We start from the raw sequence: 16,650 nt of genomic DNA on the forward strand, positions 1-16,650 counted from the left end.
TGACGGTTTCCAATAGCTGCTTTCCTCGGGGTTGTCTGGGATACAGTCAGAAATCCCAGTCATCGTCGTCGGTCTCGACTGATTTGCCCATCACGTACGAGCTTCCCGAACCGGAGAAGAAGTCATGGTTCTCGTCGGCATTCGGACTTAACGCAGCAAGGATCGACGGGTTCACGTCGCAGATCTCTTGTGGAAAAAGCGCTGGATATCCGAGGTTCATTAACGCCTTGTTGCCGTTGTATCGCAGGAACTTTTCGACATCCTGCGTCAATCCGACAGGCTCGTAGAGGCTGCGCGTGTACTCCACCTCGTTGTCATACAACTCGTTGAGCAGGTCGTAGGTGTAGTCGCGCAGTTCACTGCGTTTGTCCTCGCCGACCCGCTCGAGCCCTTTTTGATATTTGTATCCGATGTAATAACCATGCACGGCTTCATCGCGGATGATCAAACGGATCACGTCGGCGGTGTTGGTGAGTTTGGCGTGCGCGGAGAAATACATCGGTAGATAGAAGCCTGAGTAGAACAGGAACGATTCCAGCAGCGTGGAGGCCACTTTGCGTTTGAGTGGACTGTCCCCCTCGTAATAGTCGAGCACGATGCGCGCTTTTCTTTGCAGATACTCGTTCTCTTCGCTCCAAGAGAACGCTTCGTCGATCTGTCGGGTGGAGCACAAGGTGGAAAAAATCGAGGAATAGCTTTTGGCGTGCACTGATTCCATGAACGCGATGTTCGTATAAACGGCTTCCTCATGCGGGGTAAGCGCATCAGGTATGAGGCTGACCGCGCCAACGGTTCCCTGGATAGTGTCAAGCAAGGTGAGGCCGGTGAATACGCGCATGGTCAACGTATGTTCGGCCTCGCTCATTCCGCGCCAAACGGGCAGATCATTGGAGACTGGCACTTTTTCCGGCAGCCAAAAATTGCCGGTCAGCCTGTCCCATACTTCAAGGTCCTTTTCATCCTCGAGTTTGTTCCAGTTGATGGCGCTCACGCGGTCAATGAGCTTAATTCTCTGCCGAGGTACGGATATCGGTGCCATGATGGTCGTCCTTTCTGATCGTCGTCTTATTGTCGCGGCCGTATAGCCGCCTGTATTCGTCCGGAGCCGTCAGACGAAGCATCGCGCGGTAAACCAAACGAGACATGCCTTTTCCTTTCAAGCCAAGAGTTTCACAACATGCAGCTGACGCAGCCTTGCACTTCGGTGCCAGACAACGCCTGCTGACGAATGCGGATGTAATACAGCGTTTTGATGCCTTTGCGCCACGCATAAATCTGCGCCTTGTTCAAATCTCGGGTAGTCGCCGTATCGGGAAAGAACAAGGTCAACGACAGACCCTGATCGACATGCCGTGTTGCCTCGGCATACGTATCGACAATGGCCTTCCATCCGATTTCGTACGCATCCGCGAAATACTGGAGATTGTCGTTGGTCATATAGGGAGCCGGATAGTAGATCCGTCCAATCTTGCCTTCCTTGCGAATCTCAATCTTCGAGGCGATAGGATGGATGGAACTCGTGGAATGATTGATGTACGAAATTGACCCCGTGGGCGGCACGGCCTGTAGATATTGGTTGAAGATACCGTCACGCATGATGTCGTCACGCAGACGCCGCCAATCATCCTCGTCGGGGATATGGATGCCACGTTGTGCGAACAGCGACGCGACTTTTCCGGTCTTCGGCACCAGCGATCGCTCGCCGTCCGTGTATTTGTCGAAATAGTTGCCTGCGCCGGCAGGCTTCGCATAGGCAGACCGTTCGAAGCCTCTAAACCGTGTCCCGCGTTCGACTGCGAGATCATGCGAGGCACGGTAGGCATGGTAGGCAACGGTCATGAAGTACATGTCGGTGAAGTCGAGGGCTTCCGGCGAACCGTACATGATCGATTCTCTGGCAAGGAATCCATGGAGGTTCATCTGTCCCAATCCGATGGCATGGCCTTCGTCGTTGGCGCGTCGGATGGATGGCACACACGCTATGTCCGTATGTTCCGACACTGAGGTCAGTGCGCGAATCGCACGTTCCACAGTTCGTCCCAAATCACCGTCCATCGCTTTGGCGATGTTGAGCGATCCAAGATTGCAGGACACGTCACGTCCCACGTGATCGTAGGACAGATCCTCATGATAGGTGCTTGGCTCCTGCACTTGGAGGATTTCCGAGCACAGGTTGCTCATGGCGATTCGCCCGTCGATCGGGTTGGCTCGGTTCACAGTATCTTCGAATACCATATACGGGTATCCGGATTCGAATTGCAATTCGGCCAAAGTCATGAAGAACTCTCGTGCGTCAATGTAGGTTTTTCCGATGCGTTCATCGTCCACCATATTCCGGTAGTTTTCACTGATGGAAACATCGGCGAAGGGTCTGCCCATGACGCGTTCGACGTCATATGGGCTGAACAGGGCCATACGTTCGTGTCTCTTCGCCAGTTCGAATGTAATGTCGGGAATCACTACTCCAAGAGCCAAAGATTTGATGCGAATCTTCTCATCCGCATTCTCGCGCTTGGTGTCGAGAAAACGCATGATGTCCGGATGATGAGCGCTGAGGTACACCGCACCGGCACCCTGTCTAGCGCCCAACTGGTTGGCGTAGCTGAAAGAGTCCTCAAGCAGTTTCATCACAGGCACAACGCCGCTGGACTGGTGTTTGATGCGCTTGATGGGTGCGCCGGCCTCGCGCAGATTGCTAAGCAACAGCGCGACGCCTCCGCCTCGCTTGCTCAGTTGCAATGCGGCGTTGATGCCACGCGATATGGACTCCATGTTGTCTTCGATACGTACGAGAAAACAGCTGACCGCCTCTCCGCGCTGCGCTTTACCGAGGTTGAGGAAAGTGGGAGTCGCCGGTTGGAAACGCCCTGATACGAGTTCTTCGAAATACGATTCGGCGGCTGTCTGGTCGCCGGCGGCAAGAGCGAGCGCGACGGCGGCCGCGCGTTGCGGGAAGTTCTCCAGGTATTGTTTGCCGTCGAAGGTTTTCAATGCGTATGAGCGGTAGAACTTAAAGGCTCCGAGGAATGTATCGAATTCGAATCCGCAGTCGTCCACGTTGCGGTAGAACCTGTCAAGGAATTCGGCATCGTATTGGGCGAATACGGATTCATCGTAGTAGCCGTCTTCTATGAGCCGGCTGAGTCTGTCTTGCGTGGAGTTGAAGTGGACGGTGTTCGGCAGCACGTGCTTTTCGACGTACTCATGTACGGCTTGGAGGTCTTTATCAAATTGGATGCGCCCTTGCTTGTCGTAGAGGTTCAGCATCGCGTTGAGCGAGTGCCAGTCATGGGCGCGATCGTAAGAGGTTGTAACGTCGGTTGCTGCGTGTGGTGTCGTTGAATCTTCTGGCATGGTTATCGTTGTTCCTGTTGTGTGTATTCGTCGAAAAATCTGCGCAGTCCTTCGCGCACGGTCGTGGTATCTTCCGGAGTGCCCATCAGTTCGAATCGGTAGAGTAGCGGTACGCGGCATTTAGCCGCGATGATGTCGCCTGCGATGCCGTAGGCTTCGCCGAAGTTGGTGTTGCCCGATGCGATGACTCCGATGATGCCGCTGCGGTTGCGTTCATCATTGAGGAATCGTTTGACTTGCACGGGCACTGCTTTGCCGATTGTTCCTCCGCCGTATGTAGGTGTCAGCAAGACATAGGGCTCATCCACATGCAGCTCCGGCTCGTCCGGCCGCAGCGGGATGCGCATTGCATGGATGCCGAATTCATCCAATCGGCATCCCTCAACGAAGCGCGTCGTATTGCCCGATGCCGACGAGAAGTACACCAGCGCGCTCACCGGCAGCGAGCCTCCAGCTCGTGGATTTTGTCGGGACGATACCCAGACCAGGATTCGCCGTCTGCGATGATGACCGGCATCTGCCGCCAGCCTTCGTTCCGCAATCTGTCGGAGATACGTGCGTCGGCCGTAATGTCGACAGCCCTATACGGAAGGCCCCGTTTGTCCAATTGGCGTTTTGTCGCCGTGCATTGCGGGCAGTTTGCTTTGGTGTATAACGTAATGTTCATGTTCCACGTCCTTTCACGACCGTACGTCGTTGGTACGTGGCACACATTATCCGAACGAAAATAAAAATCAAGACCACAACATACAGTGTCTCGCTGTCTTCTCAAACACTATATACGGCGTGTTTCCAGCATTGGCAACAGTTTCGGAGTCCTCAAGCAGGACGTGGACCGGATTTGTGGGATTTTTCACATCGGATGCAATCGTTCTTCACCGAAAGTCCCATGCCATAAAAGGCATATAGGAACCAAGGTCTTATTTCCTTTCGGGAACCCAGCCGTCACTCACTCAAGTTGACCTTGGACGCCCAATCATGCACTAACCGCAGAAAAGACAGACATCCCGCACCCCCGGCAACGCGGATTCAGGTTTCTTTGCAGAAATCTGCAGAGATTCTTTCGGTACACTTTTCGACCGAGCTGGGAGGCATCCGACATACCATACCGACCAACGGTATGTATAATGTTGGTGTATTCGACTCCACCTTTGAAGGAGAGGCATATGGCGCGCAATGCACACCCTGAGGTGACGCGACAGCGAATCCTTGACGCCGCGAAAAAGCTGTTCGCGCAAAAGGGGTATGAGCACACCACGATTCAAGATATTCTCGACGAGCTCGAAGACCTCAGCAAAGGCGCTATCTACCATCATTTCAAAAACAAAGAAGCGATGCTGCATGCGCTGGTAGATTCCGACAACGAACGACTTCTTCCCCAAGCAAATCAAGAGGATGGCTCGCGAAACGGATTGCAAAAACTACGCAATTCGCTCATGATGCAGATTACCGACGCCGAACATATGACCCTCATGCGCGATGCATTTCCCCTGCTGAACGACCCGAAAATCCTCGCCGAAAATCTTCGCATCTGGCGAACCGACAGCACCAAAATCGCATACGACTTCATCCAGGAGGGGTTAAAGGACGGTTCGATCACAACCGAATACCCTCAAGAAGCCGCGGAACTTTTTTCACTGCTATTCAATTACTGGCTAGCCCCAAACTTCTACCCCATCACTACCCCTAGTGAATTCAAGCATCGCATCCACTGTCTTGGATTGATTATGGACTCGCTCGGAGTTCCACTTATCGATCACGACAGTGATATGGAAGATCGGCTTGCGGAAGGCTTCTTCCTACTCGCCAGCAATCCGCAATAAAAGCTCAGCAATATCAATCTATCTTTATTTGCACTTTTTTACATACCGTCAGTCGGTATCGAAAGGAATAATCATGAAAAACTCGTCAGAAACGACGCTCCAATCCAGCTTGCGCTCCGCAAACTTCATCCTGCTTGTACTCGGTCAAGGCATTTCCTTGTTCGGCAATACCATGCTCCGATTTGCCATGTCCATGTGGGTACTGGACGAAACCGCATCATCCACGACCTTCGCCACTGTGCTGGCCATATCCGTCATTCCGACCATACTTATCAGCCCATTCGGAGGTGTTATGGCCGACCGAGTAAGCAAACGTGCCATGATGGTGGCGCTCGATATCATCTCAGGAATCGTCACGCTGCTCGCGACTGTGTTTTTCGCACTATCCGGATTCAACATTCTCGCCATCGCCATCATGCAGGTAGTATTGGCAGTACTCGATGCCATGGAAACTCCCGTCGTACAATCCGCACTGCCACAAATCATCGGAAGAGAGTCCTCCACTGACCTTCGCCGAGGCACGGCCATCATCAACCAAGTGCAGCAGCTCAGCCAATTACTCCCGAGTTTCCTAGGTGGCGTGATGTACGGGCTGATTGGCATTCGACTGATGATGCTCATCACCGCAGCATGTCTTATGTCGGCAGCCATGGTTGAATGCTTCATCAGACTCGCGAAGCCCCTATCGAATCAAGATGATGCCGGCATCTGCCTACTCGGCGTCATTATCGGCGATATGCATTCGGCGACCGCTTTCCTGCTTCGCAAGGAGCCGACCGTAGCACGATTAGCCGGTGTTTGCACATGGATTAATCTGATACTGACTGGATTCAGTTCAGTAAGCTTTCCTTACATTATTCGAACTACGTTAGGCTACGATGCGGCGACATATGGTCTATGCGATGGCATTATCGGCATTGCCGGCATAGCGGGAACATTCATCGCTGGGTGTTTCGCCAACTGTTTGAAATCACGAAACGCCCCTTCGTTGTTGTTTGTGGAAAGTCTTATGCTGCTTCCGCCGACCATCGCCTTCCTGCTTCCATGTTCAACGCAAACCAAGCTCATCATGCTGGTGCTCTGCACTGCGGTAGTCATAATCGCCGTTGATTTCTTGAACCTCATTCTCGTGCCATCTATTCAGATGAGGACGCCAACCGCGATTACAGGCAAGGTCATGGCCATTATTTCATCGTTGACGATATGCGCCCAGCCACTCGGGCAAATGCTTTACGGATGGCTGCACGCACATTGCACGGTTTGGCTTATTCTGCTGATTTCAGCACTGGCATCACTGCCCTTGGCATGGCTGGCTCGCCCACTGTTTATGCACCTTGACGATACGATTTCCAAGTAAGGCAGGGGAATGAAGCCAATATACGAATGTCCGTATGCTGAGAATGTCGCCCAACATATTGCGATTCGGCTTGAAATCAGCTTTTCTTAAACGAATGTCTTTCCGCTTACAACGAATCATCACCAGCGCGACGATCACACTGATGGCCTGTGCAGGGATTGCGCCAAGAGCCGCATCTGCCGGACCAAGCTGAAGATACCCCATGAACAGGTAGACGAGTGCGATATTGAAACACTGATTCCCAAGCTAGCCGGAACCACTTGGCTGAATCACTATCTTGAGAGCCTGCCGAATCTGGAAGCCCAGAAACAGATGTGCAGACAAGTTATCAGCATGTGACGTTCAACGGCTGACATCAGTTATATAGGAATGTTCGATCGGGGTTCTTTGGCACGGCATGTCCAAAATTGTTGCGCCTATGCGGATTGGACGTCCACGCTGGTGGAAGTGAATTGCGTAAACGAGAACTTCTGTCTGACATTCACGCAGAAGTTCACCACAGATAGATACGTAAAAGCATTTCGCGAATTGTTGGAGCAACGCGGCATAGCATGCACCGAGATCGAAGAGACAGAGTTCATCTGAACGTTCCGCCATTCAATCTCGGCACAACCACGATACACACGCTTAGACGTTCGCGATCTAAGAGGTCGATCAGTCGCCGACTGAAACCGGCCTCCCCTCGTTGCCTCCCGTCTCATCCACGCTTCCCATGTATGGACCCATCAGATCGATATATTCCTTCGCGTCATGAGCGAGAAGCGCACGCGTGGCACGTAGGGATTCGATATCTCTTGGAAAACGGTACAGCGCAACCATTGTCGACAGATCCCTAAGCCCGTTACAAGTGTCCATTAATTGTTTCTTCTCCTTTCGCGGTGCGAAAAGCGCATCATCCCTACTTTCCGGCTCCGGGAAGCAGATATACCCTCCCAATGTCATCACCAACCCCATCCCTTTAACGGATTCAGTCGTTCGTTTCAGACTTTCCACTCCCTGCTGGAACATCTTGTCGTCTCGGGTCCGGAACCCTTCAGTAAGTGGCCGCGAGCCCACCGCCCCCAATAACGACAGGGCAAGATCATGCAGGTACAGCGGATCCTCCCAAATGCTCGCCACCTGATATGCGCCCTTCTGGTAAACGCGTTCCATGATTTGCGAAGCTGACTCAGTCTGCTTGTTCCACAAAGCACGATACGCTTCCACGATTTTCTCGGCATCGTACAGATATCGCGCATCCATACACGCGGGATATTCAAGCAACATGGATTCGGCCAGGTCGGCATTGCAGGCATAGTCCAGATCGGCTTGAATTCTAAGATCGCGCAGATGGTCGCACAGATTGCGATAGGAGAAGTCTTCATCGCATCCGGAATCCACCACTTTCGGATCGTCCCTCAGCATGCACATGCCGATACCGCCATATCCAAGCACCATCAACGCAACATCGGCCGCACGCGGCTCTTCCTCGCCCCAACGCAGCAGACTGTACGCGGCCAGCCAATATACTTCCTGCAAATATTCAGCCATGCAGGCCAGTCTCTTCTTTTTGCCGGTAGCGTATTTTCCACCCTTTTTCTTGCTTCTCCGAAACACATCCTTGGTGTAAGTCAATCCAATCTGGAATGGCATTCTGCTGCTGGGCCTTTGCAAAGCCACCGCTATCGAAGCGTCATTGATCATTTCATAGAGCCAAACGCTCATACCGTACTTACGCACGATGTTACGGCATCCATCAAGAAAATTCGCATCATGCTCAACCAGATCATAATCGAACGAAATCATGGCCCACGCCAGATTCGCCACCCATGATGTGCTGCAGAATAATTCCTTTCCCAGTTCACAGACTTTTTCGTCAAAAAGCGAAAGAGATCCGATCTCACCGTATTCATCGTGGATTTTTCCCAATTCCGCAAGATATTTGCCAGAACTGTATCCATCAAACCGCTCGATAAGTTCTTCGATCGTTGCCAAAAATCCCTGTTCATCCATATGGAACGGGCCAGTGATTATTTCCGCCATGTGCAACTCCTTTGTTGTAGGGTGCACCTACTGTCTCATATTCAAATCATCTTGCGCCACCGGACCTTGAAAATCTGTGGATATGTGGAAAACTCCGCCCATATCCACAGGCGAATAACGACTGTGGATAACTCACAATTCGCATGCAACAGACCTGATCTTACGAAAATCACCATATGCAAAAAGGTCCCTTCCATCACTGGAAGGGACCTTTCAGAACACATCAACGCAACGTTTCAGCTGTTAGTTGATGAGCTCCTTGACTGCCGCAATAACGGCCTGCAGGCTTGCCTTGGCGTCGCCGAAAAGCATCTGCGTGTTGTCTTCGAAGTACAGTTCGTTCTGGATACCGGCATAACCGGTACCGCGACCGCGCTTCATGACCACCACGTTCTGGGCCTTGTCGACGTCGAGGATCGGCATGCCGGAGACCGGGGTGCCCGGCTTGCGTGCGGCCGGGTTGGTCACGTCGTTGGCGCCGACTACAAGAGCCACGTTGGCCTGCGGGAACTGCGGGTTGATGTCGTCCAGGTCGACGAGCTCCTCGTACGGCACGTTGGCTTCGGCGAGCAGCACGTTCATGTGGCCAGGCATACGGCCTGCCACCGGGTGGATGGCGTAGGAGACTTCGACGCCATGGTCCTTAAGAAGCACACCAAGATCGGCGAGCTCGCGCTGGGCCTGGGCCTGGGCCAAGCCGAAGCCCGGTACAAAGATGACCTTCTCGGCATACACGAGCTGCACGGCCAAATCGTCTGCGGAAGTTTCCTTCATTGTGCCTTCCGGACCTTCACCGGCGCCAGCGGCGGCATTGGCACCACCGAAACCGCCTGCGAGCACGGACAGCAGCGGACGGTTCATGGCCTTGGACATGGCGATGGACAGGGTCACACCGGCTGCACCAACCAGTGCGCCGGCCACGATCAGAGCGATGTTGTTGATGGCCAAGCCAGACATGGCCACTGCAGTGCCAGTGCAGGCGTTGAGTACGGAAATGACTACCGGCATATCGGCGCCGCCGATCGGGATGACGAACACGAGACCGTAGCACAGCGCGAACACGGTGGTGAGTACGGACCACAGCAGACGCTGGCCCGGCTGCACGCACAGCATGATAAAGGATGCGACGGTCAGTACGGCGAACAGAATGTTCCAGAAGCCCTTGCCCGGCAAGTTCAGCTTCTTCACCCACTTGATGCCCTGCAGCTTGCCGGCTGCGATCAGAGAGCCGGAGAACGTGACGGAACCGATCATGATGCCCAAACCAGCGGTGATCAGCACCACGATGGACGGAGTGCCTTCGGAGGTCAGAATGTCGTTCAAAGCCACAAGCGCGGCGGCGCCACCACCCACGGTGTTGAATACGGAAACAAGCTGCGGCATGTCGGTCATCTTGACCTTCTTGGCGGAAACCACACCGGCGATGGCACCGATGATGATGCCGGCGATCAGCAGCACAACGGCAACGCCATGCTGGAATCCGTTGGAGATCTCACCTGCGAACAGCACGATGAACGCCATGACCACGGCGAGAATCATGCCGACAGCGGAGACCATATTGCCCTTGCGGGCGGTCTTCGGAGAGTTCATCAAGTGCAGGCCGATAACGAACATCACGGCGGCCAGCAGATAGACGAACCATTCGATGACGCCGAGCGGCGTGCTCAGCATTTCAGCCATGGTACCCATTTACTTGGCCTCCTCTTCCTTCTTCTTGCCCTTGTCGGACTTGAACATTTCCAGCATGCGGTCGGTGACGACGTAACCGCCGACCACGTTCATCGTGCCCAGCACTGCGGCCAGGAAGATGAACACCCAGGCGAGCGGGCTGGTGGCATGCGCGGCGACGATGACGACACCGGCGATGACGATGCCGTGGATCGAGTTCGCGCCCGACATCAACGGAGTGTGCAAGGTGGCCGGCACCTTACCGATAACCTCAACGCCGATGAGCAGCGCGAGGACGAACAGAGTGATCGCAACAACGATATCCATTGCTTACTCCCCTTCCTTCTTGGCTTCCTCGCCGCGGCCGGCCACGACCATGGCGTTGTCAAGCTCTTCGTTCAGATCGATGGCCAGCTTGCCGTCACGCACGAAATGCGCGAACACGTCAGCCACATTGCGGCTCAGCAGGTTGGATGCGGTAGTGGAAACGCCGCTTGACAGGTACGGAGCGCCAATGATGGTCACACCGTTCTCGGTAACCTGAGTACCGACGGTGGAACCTTCGACGTTGCCGCCGAGGTCGCTTGCCGCGCAGTCGACGATCACAGCGCCACGGTGCAGTCCGGCCACGCCAGCCTTGGTCAGCAGAACCGGAGGCTTGCGGCCGGGAACCTTGGCGGTGGTGATGACGATGTCGAAACCGGCAGCCTTCTGGTCGACGGCAGCCTGCTGCTGGGCCTGCTCTTCGGCGCTCAGCGCGCGGGCATAGCCGCCCTCACCCTGCCCCTTGGAGAAATCAAGACCCAGATCCAGGAACTTGGCACCCAAGGATTCGACTTCACCCTTGGAGGCCGGGCGCACGTCGTATGCGGTGACGACCGCACCAAGACGCTTGGCAGTGCCGATGGCCTGCAGGCCGGCGATACCGGCGCCAAGAATGAGCACTTTGGCCGGGCGGATCGTGCCAGCGGCAGTGGTCATCATCGGCAGGAACGAACCATAAGCGTTGGCTGCCACAATGGCGGCCTTGTAACCCATCACGGAGTTCTGGGAGGTCATTTCATCCATGGACTGAGCAGAGCTCAACTGACGCGGCAGCTTCTCCATGGCGACACCGACCAAGCCGGCCTTCTCAATCGCAGCGATATAACCGGCATCGGTGAACGAGCCAAGCATACCGATAATCCAAGTACCCTGCTTGATACGAGCGATCAACGCATCGCTCGGACGATCGACAAAACCAAGCGCATCAGCACGCGCAATCACTTCATCAGCGGAGACGACCTGCGCTCCGGCTTTAGTATAATCCTCATCAACATAATGCGACGCGACTCCCGCACCGGTTTCAATCAGGCAATTAACACCCGATTTACGCAACCTCGCTACGATATCCGGTGTCAGAGCAACGCGAGACTCGTGTTCGGAAGTCTCATTGAGAACTCCGAAGACCACAGTGGCTTCAGCTTTTTCAGCCATAGGTGCCCTTTCTTCCTCGTTAAAGAAATCAAAATGAACAGGTACAGCGCACCAGTGTAACGTAGGTCACACCTTCGCATGAAGAAAAGTTCACCTATTGAATCCTATTGAATGGCATTCCATGACGATTTCTTCATGCAGCGCTTTGTTAGCGCATACGCTTTCCCTACGCTACCGTAAGGTGACGTGTCGCGTTCAAGGGTCTATCATTCCTACAGATATTGGATTTAGATGTGTAGGAGAGTCACGTGTCCGTCATCACCTCTTTGAACAAGCGAGCTGCAAATCTCGCGCAGAAGGCACTGCGTCTGGGCGGTGACTTCGTTCACCCCGTCAGCGACGATTCCGGTAACAATCCGGACTACAACGATCCGAACAACATCATCTCCCCCGACGGTCATATCGATCTTCCGCACACCGTCGAGTGGGGCGAAGGATTCCCATCCACCACGTTCCTTGACCCGGAAACCGGTTTACTGACCACCAAAACCGAGGGACAGCCGCCGCTGGACGAGGGCACCACAATTTACGACATCTACGCCAATCGTGCCGAACGTATGGGTGACGAACCGCTCTACACCTATAAATCGGATAGCGAATGGGTAACCAAAACCGGCAATGAGGTGCTTGCCGATATTCGCCAGATCGCCAAGGGCCTGATGCATTACGGCCTGAAGAAGGGCGATGGCGTGGCGTTCATGTGCCGCACCTCTTACGAGTGGGATGTGTTCGACGCGGCCGTTATGGCGTGCGGCGGCGTGCTTGCCACGATCTATGACACGGATTCTGCGGAACAGATTCGCAACATCGTCAATAATTCCGATTCGCGTCTGCTGGTGGTCGAAACCACCGATATGCGCACCAAGGCCGACGGCGCCGAAAAGGAATGCCCGACGCTGGAACATATCATTTGCTTCGAAAACGGCGGTCTTGACGAAATCATGGCCTATGGTTCGGGCGTGAGCGACGAAGAGCTCGACGCACGCATTGATTCCATCAAGAAAACCGACCCGTGCTCCATCGTATACACGTCCGGTTCCACCGCCGCACCGAAGGGCGTGGAGATGACTCATGAGCATTACTGCACCACCGCGTTGAATCTTCCGGCATACATGCCGCAGCTGCTGCACGAGAAGAAGAACAGCGTGCTGTTGTTCCTTCCTCAGGCTCACTCCTTCGCGCGCGCCATCAACTACATCTGCGTGGCCAGCGAGCTGCATATTTACATCGCGCAGGGCATCAAGACGCTGATCGCCGATCTGCAGGTCGCCAAACCGTCCGTTATGATCGTTGTTCCGCGTGTGCTCGAGAAGGTATACAACGCGGCTTCGCAAAAGGCCGGACATGGCGCCAAGGGCGTGGCTTTCGCCGCGGCGGTTGTGGCAGCTCAGAATTATATGAAGGAAATCAGCGCAAAGGGCAAGGCCAGCGCTCTGGCCAAGGCTCGCCGTATGGCGTTCGATCCGATGGTCTACGCTTCGCTGCGTGAGGTACTCGGCGGACGTGCCCAGTGGATTGTGGCGGGCGGCGCTCCTCTCGATCCGGAACTGATGGCGTTCTTCCGTGGCGCCGGCGTGCCCGTGTATGAGGGCTATGGTTTGACCGAAACCACCGCTCCGTGCGCGTTCAACCCGCTTGGTGTGCCATATCATCAAGGTTCCGTCGGTGTCGCCTTCCCCGGCTTCGAGCTTCGTATTGCCGAGGACGAGGAGATTCAGGTCAAGGGTACGGCGGTGTTCCCGAAGTATCACAAGAACGAAGAGGCTACTGAAGATTCGTTCACCGAGGATGGCTGGTATCGTACCGGCGATTTGGGACGTATCGATGATGATGGCTTCCTGTACATTATCGGACGTAAGAAGGATCTGATCATCACCGCGGGCGGCAAGAACGTTTCTCCCGGCCCGATTGAAGAGGTTATCAAACGCTGCGAATTCGTTTCCCAGGCGCTGGTGCTCGGCGACAAGCGACCGTTCATTTCCGCTCTGGTCACGCTTGATGAGGAATCCTTGCGTCCGTGGTTGGAAAGCAAGGGACTTGACCGCGATATGCCAATGGAGGATGCCGCCAATAATGCAGCGGTCCGCGCCGAAGTGCAGAAGTGGGTCGATCAGGCCAACGAAGGCGTTTCCCGTGCGGAATCCGTACGCAAGTTCATCATTCTGCCGGAGGAGTTCACCCAGGAGAATGGTTTAATGACCTCCTCCATGAAGGTGATTCGTCCGAAGGTCATTCAGCGTTATGCCACTTTGCTGAACACGCAGATGTACACCAAGAAGAAGTAACCTTCGAACAGCAATGAAATGAGGTCTGACTCCCACAGGAGTCAGACCTCATTTCATTGTAATAAGCCCGCTGCGAAGCGGATCCTAAGCAGATCAGAAGCCTAGCTTCTCGAGCTGTTTGGCTGAACCGTCAAAAGGACAGTCCAGTGGACTGTCCTTAGGTGAAGTGAGCAGCTTCGCTGCGAAGCGGATCCTAAGCAGATCAGAAGCCTAGCTTCTCGAGCTGTTTAGGATCCGACTGCCATCCCTTGGCAACCTTGACATGCAAATCGAGTTTCGCTTTCTGACCGACGATGCGATTGACCGGCGTGCGTAGTTTCTTTTTGACGCGCACAAGATGTTCCGCTCCCCTGCCGATGATGATCGGCTTTTGGGAATCTCGCTCCACATAAATCGATACAATCACTTGAGCTTTGCCATCGTATGATTCTCCGCTATCGTTGTCTTCTGGATATTCAATGGAGTCCACGACCACGGCCAGCGAGTGCGGCAGCTCATCATCCAACTCTTCCAGGAAGGCACCGCGTACCAGTTCCGCAATGGTTTCTTCCGGACGTTCTTCGGTGATCTGTTCGGCCGGATACATTTGCGGACCTTCAGGCATGTTTTCGATAAGCACGTTCTTGACCTCGGCAAGATTGTCGTGCTTGAGTGCGCTGACTGGCACGATATCGGTGAAATCGGCGAACTCGTTGATTTCGATAAGCTTGCTGATCAGTCCTTCACGGCTCAATTCGTCGATTTTAGTGACGATGGCAATCAGCGGCACTTTCCATTTGAACGTGCCGTCATCGCGCTTCACTGCGAAATCGGAACGCAGACGACTCAAAATGCGCTTGTCGCCTGGACCGATCTCCTGATCACCGGGCAGCAGGAAAGCAATGGCGTCCACGTCGGCAAGAGACTCATCCACAACATCATTCAGGCGCTGCCCCAACAATGTGCGCGGGCGATGGATACCGGGCGTGTCAACCAAAACGATCTGCGCATTATCTGTGGTAAGAATGCCACGAATGGCCTTACGTGTGGTTTCCGGTCGAGATGATGCGATGGCGATCTGCGTGCCGATCAACGCGTTGATCAACGTCGACTTGCCTACGTTCGGACGTCCTACCACGGCAACGAAACCGGAACGATATGGAACGGGCGTGGTGGAATCGGAATGGTTGGAGGGCGTCTCAGTCATTGCTGCGTCAGTCATGCTCGTCTTTGGAATCCTTATCGTTGTCGGATGCCTCTTCGGTATCATCCGCATGTTCTTCGTTACGTGTTTCAGTTTCGTCCACGCCCTCGACGTGGACCGGTTCCACCACAATGGTCGACACCTTCTTGCGTCGTCCCGCGGAATCGACTGCGGTCATACGCAATCCTCGGGTGACTGCGGAAGAACCGACGATCGGCACGCGTCCCAACAATTTGGTCAACAATCCGTAAACGGTGTCGACGTCATCCTCGTCAATGTCGATTTCGAAAATCTCTTCCAGATCGGCGATCGGCGTGCGGGCTGGCATGCTCCATTTTTTGTCGCCGATTTGTTCTGGATCGGCATGTTGCGTGCGATCATGTTCGTCTTCCAGCTCGCCCACGATTTGTTCTATGGCGTCTTCAATGGTGACCATGCCTGCGATGCCGCCGTATTCGTCCACGACGATGGCGACATGTTGGCGTGTGCGTTGCATTTGATGGAACAGGTCGTCAACCGGTTTGGATTCGGGTACCAGCATCGGATCACGGACTATCGATTCGACTTCGCGCGTCATCGCCGCATGGTTGAAAGCCGTCGCGCGCACGGCGTCCTTCAGATAGGCCACGCCGACCAGATCGTCCACATCGTCGCCAATGACCGGCACACGCGAGAATCCGGAACGGGAGCAAAGCTTCAACATGTTTTCCAACGTCTCGCCTCGCTCGATGCAGATCATGTCGGTGCGCGGCACCATGATCTCACGGGTCAGTGTTTCGGAAAGCGTGAGTACATTTCGTAGCATTTCGGAAACTTCGGGGTCGAAATCGTTGGCCTCAACCAAACGGTCGATGGTCGCGCGCCCCTGCTCGATCTGGATCTTCTCGAGTTCCTCGTCGTCGGAAAGATCGTTGCCACGACGCTTCGTGCCCTTTTGTCCGCCGATTTTCGCGAATGGGGTCAACAGCACCGCAATGGAGACGGTATCCGCATGCTGCAGCATGATGTCGACGGGCTTGGATGCTCCAGCACTACGCGGACGCACCAGCAGCGAAATCACCGCCACGACGATGGCAAAAACAAATCCGGCAAGCAATTCGGCCCATAGTGGAGCGTCCAGCATGCCTGCGATCACAGTTACAAGCACACCGTCAAGCACATTGCAGCAAATACGGAAGAACGCGCACGATCCTGCGGTGGCATACCGGTCGGCCACCAGCCGCTGGACCTTATGGATACGCTTGATCTTCTTGTCGCGAATGAACTGCGAAAGTTCCGCATCCGTCTGAACTTCAAGAATCAGGTTGTTCAGGCTCGCCCGGGTCACACGTCCCACAGCGCCTTCGGTGGCAGCCATCGAAAGAGACAGCCAGACCAGCAGCAACGCTACCACGGCAAGTACCGCGACCACCGCAATCATTGTCTCCTGCACCATAATTCAGCCCCCATCATGCCGGACGATATGTTGCCGGCAACGTAATC

13 protein-coding genes are annotated in these 16,650 nt (G+C 54.5%); 3 read left to right on the forward strand and 10 right to left on the reverse strand.

Annotated features, from left to right (window positions below; all coding sequences use genetic code 11):
- Positions 1-46: 46 nt before the first annotated feature.
- From nrdF to nrdH, 4 genes are all read right to left on the reverse strand, one after another.
- On the reverse strand, positions 47-1,039 hold the full coding sequence (gene nrdF, locus CE168_RS00130; protein ID WP_099570627.1) for a class 1b ribonucleoside-diphosphate reductase subunit beta: 993 nt from the start codon (positions 1,037-1,039) through the stop codon (positions 47-49).
- 131 nt (positions 1,040-1,170) lie between these two features.
- Positions 1,171-3,354, reverse strand: coding sequence for a class 1b ribonucleoside-diphosphate reductase subunit alpha (gene nrdE, locus CE168_RS00135; protein WP_099570628.1), 2,184 nt, complete (start codon positions 3,352-3,354; stop codon positions 1,171-1,173).
- 2 nt (positions 3,355-3,356) lie between these two features.
- Positions 3,357-3,842, reverse strand: coding sequence for a class Ib ribonucleoside-diphosphate reductase assembly flavoprotein NrdI (nrdI, locus tag CE168_RS00140; RefSeq protein WP_430796967.1), 486 nt, complete (start codon positions 3,840-3,842; stop codon positions 3,357-3,359).
- Positions 3,788-4,021, reverse strand: a complete 234-nt coding sequence (gene nrdH, locus CE168_RS00145) for a glutaredoxin-like protein NrdH (protein ID WP_039197963.1) — start codon at positions 4,019-4,021, stop codon at positions 3,788-3,790. The genes nrdI and nrdH overlap by 55 nt, the downstream gene beginning before the upstream one ends.
- A 499-nt stretch (positions 4,022-4,520) precedes the next feature.
- Between nrdH and CE168_RS00150 the strand changes: the two genes are divergently transcribed.
- The gene (locus tag CE168_RS00150) at positions 4,521-5,177 is read left to right on the forward strand and encodes a TetR/AcrR family transcriptional regulator (protein WP_099570630.1); all 657 of its coding nucleotides are present in this window, start codon (positions 4,521-4,523) and stop codon (positions 5,175-5,177) included.
- Between the two features lie 73 nt (positions 5,178-5,250).
- Positions 5,251-6,534, forward strand: coding sequence for an MFS transporter (locus CE168_RS00155; RefSeq protein WP_099570631.1), 1,284 nt, complete (start codon positions 5,251-5,253; stop codon positions 6,532-6,534).
- A gap of 654 nt (positions 6,535-7,188) precedes the next feature.
- On the opposite strand, the gene CE168_RS00160 is transcribed toward CE168_RS00155, so the two are convergent.
- The 4 genes from CE168_RS00160 to CE168_RS00180 all read right to left on the reverse strand — a co-directional run bounded on the left by CE168_RS00160 (position 7,189) and on the right by CE168_RS00180 (position 11,700).
- Positions 7,189-8,556 (reverse strand): riboflavin deaminase, encoded by a 1,368-nt coding sequence (locus CE168_RS00160; protein ID WP_099570632.1) that lies wholly within the window; start codon positions 8,554-8,556, stop codon positions 7,189-7,191.
- A gap of 243 nt (positions 8,557-8,799) precedes the next feature.
- Positions 8,800-10,245: an NAD(P)(+) transhydrogenase (Re/Si-specific) subunit beta gene (locus CE168_RS00170; RefSeq protein ID WP_099570634.1), complete on the reverse strand. Its 1,446-nt coding sequence runs from the start codon at positions 10,243-10,245 to the stop codon at positions 8,800-8,802.
- Positions 10,246-10,551 carry an NAD(P) transhydrogenase subunit alpha gene (locus CE168_RS00175; RefSeq protein WP_003809446.1) on the reverse strand — a complete coding sequence of 102 codons (306 nt, stop codon included), beginning with the start codon at positions 10,549-10,551 and terminating at the stop codon, positions 10,246-10,248.
- Positions 10,552-10,554: 3 nt separating this feature from the next.
- Positions 10,555-11,700, reverse strand: coding sequence for an NAD(P) transhydrogenase subunit alpha (locus CE168_RS00180; RefSeq protein WP_099570635.1), 1,146 nt, complete (start codon positions 11,698-11,700; stop codon positions 10,555-10,557).
- Positions 11,701-11,948: 248 nt separating this feature from the next.
- Between CE168_RS00180 and CE168_RS00185 the strand changes: the two genes are divergently transcribed.
- Positions 11,949-13,985, forward strand: a complete 2,037-nt coding sequence (locus CE168_RS00185; RefSeq protein WP_099570636.1) for an AMP-dependent synthetase/ligase — start codon at positions 11,949-11,951, stop codon at positions 13,983-13,985.
- A gap of 202 nt (positions 13,986-14,187) precedes the next feature.
- Here the strand turns inward: CE168_RS00185 and era are convergent, their stop codons facing one another.
- Together era and CE168_RS00195 are read right to left on the reverse strand one after the other, a co-directional pair.
- Positions 14,188-15,186: a GTPase Era gene (gene era / locus CE168_RS00190; protein ID WP_099570637.1), complete on the reverse strand. Its 999-nt coding sequence runs from the start codon at positions 15,184-15,186 to the stop codon at positions 14,188-14,190.
- Positions 15,179-16,603, reverse strand: coding sequence for a hemolysin family protein (locus tag CE168_RS00195; protein ID WP_099570638.1), 1,425 nt, complete (start codon positions 16,601-16,603; stop codon positions 15,179-15,181). Before CE168_RS00195 ends, era begins: the two co-directional genes overlap by 8 nt.
- Between the last annotated feature and the right edge of the window lie 47 nt (positions 16,604-16,650).

The sequence above is a fragment of the Bifidobacterium sp. N5G01 genome, from assembly GCF_002742425.1.
GTDB lineage: Bacteria > Actinomycetota > Actinomycetes > Actinomycetales > Bifidobacteriaceae > Bifidobacterium > Bifidobacterium hominis.

What these genes read in the sequence shown, in the direction of transcription:
- CE168_RS00150 (WP_099570630.1), top strand. Translation starts at nt 4,521, where the DNA reads ATGGCGCGCAATGCACACCCTGAGGTGACGCGACAGCGAATCCTTGAC.
- CE168_RS00170 (WP_099570634.1), bottom strand. Translation starts at nt 10,245, where the DNA reads ATGGGTACCATGGCTGAAATGCTGAGCACGCCGCTCGGCGTCATCGAA.
- CE168_RS00175 (WP_003809446.1), bottom strand. Translation starts at nt 10,551, where the DNA reads ATGGATATCGTTGTTGCGATCACTCTGTTCGTCCTCGCGCTGCTCATC.
- nrdH (WP_039197963.1), bottom strand. Translation starts at nt 4,021, where the DNA reads ATGAACATTACGTTATACACCAAAGCAAACTGCCCGCAATGCACGGCG.
- nrdF (WP_099570627.1), bottom strand. Translation starts at nt 1,039, where the DNA reads ATGGCACCGATATCCGTACCTCGGCAGAGAATTAAGCTCATTGACCGC.
- nrdE (WP_099570628.1), bottom strand. Translation starts at nt 3,354, where the DNA reads ATGCCAGAAGATTCAACGACACCACACGCAGCAACCGACGTTACAACC.
- CE168_RS00195 (WP_099570638.1), bottom strand. Translation starts at nt 16,603, where the DNA reads ATGGTGCAGGAGACAATGATTGCGGTGGTCGCGGTACTTGCCGTGGTA.
- era (WP_099570637.1), bottom strand. Translation starts at nt 15,186, where the DNA reads ATGACTGACGCAGCAATGACTGAGACGCCCTCCAACCATTCCGATTCC.
- CE168_RS00155 (WP_099570631.1), top strand. Translation starts at nt 5,251, where the DNA reads ATGAAAAACTCGTCAGAAACGACGCTCCAATCCAGCTTGCGCTCCGCA.
- CE168_RS00180 (WP_099570635.1), bottom strand. Translation starts at nt 11,700, where the DNA reads ATGGCTGAAAAAGCTGAAGCCACTGTGGTCTTCGGAGTTCTCAATGAG.
- CE168_RS00160 (WP_099570632.1), bottom strand. Translation starts at nt 8,556, where the DNA reads ATGGCGGAAATAATCACTGGCCCGTTCCATATGGATGAACAGGGATTT.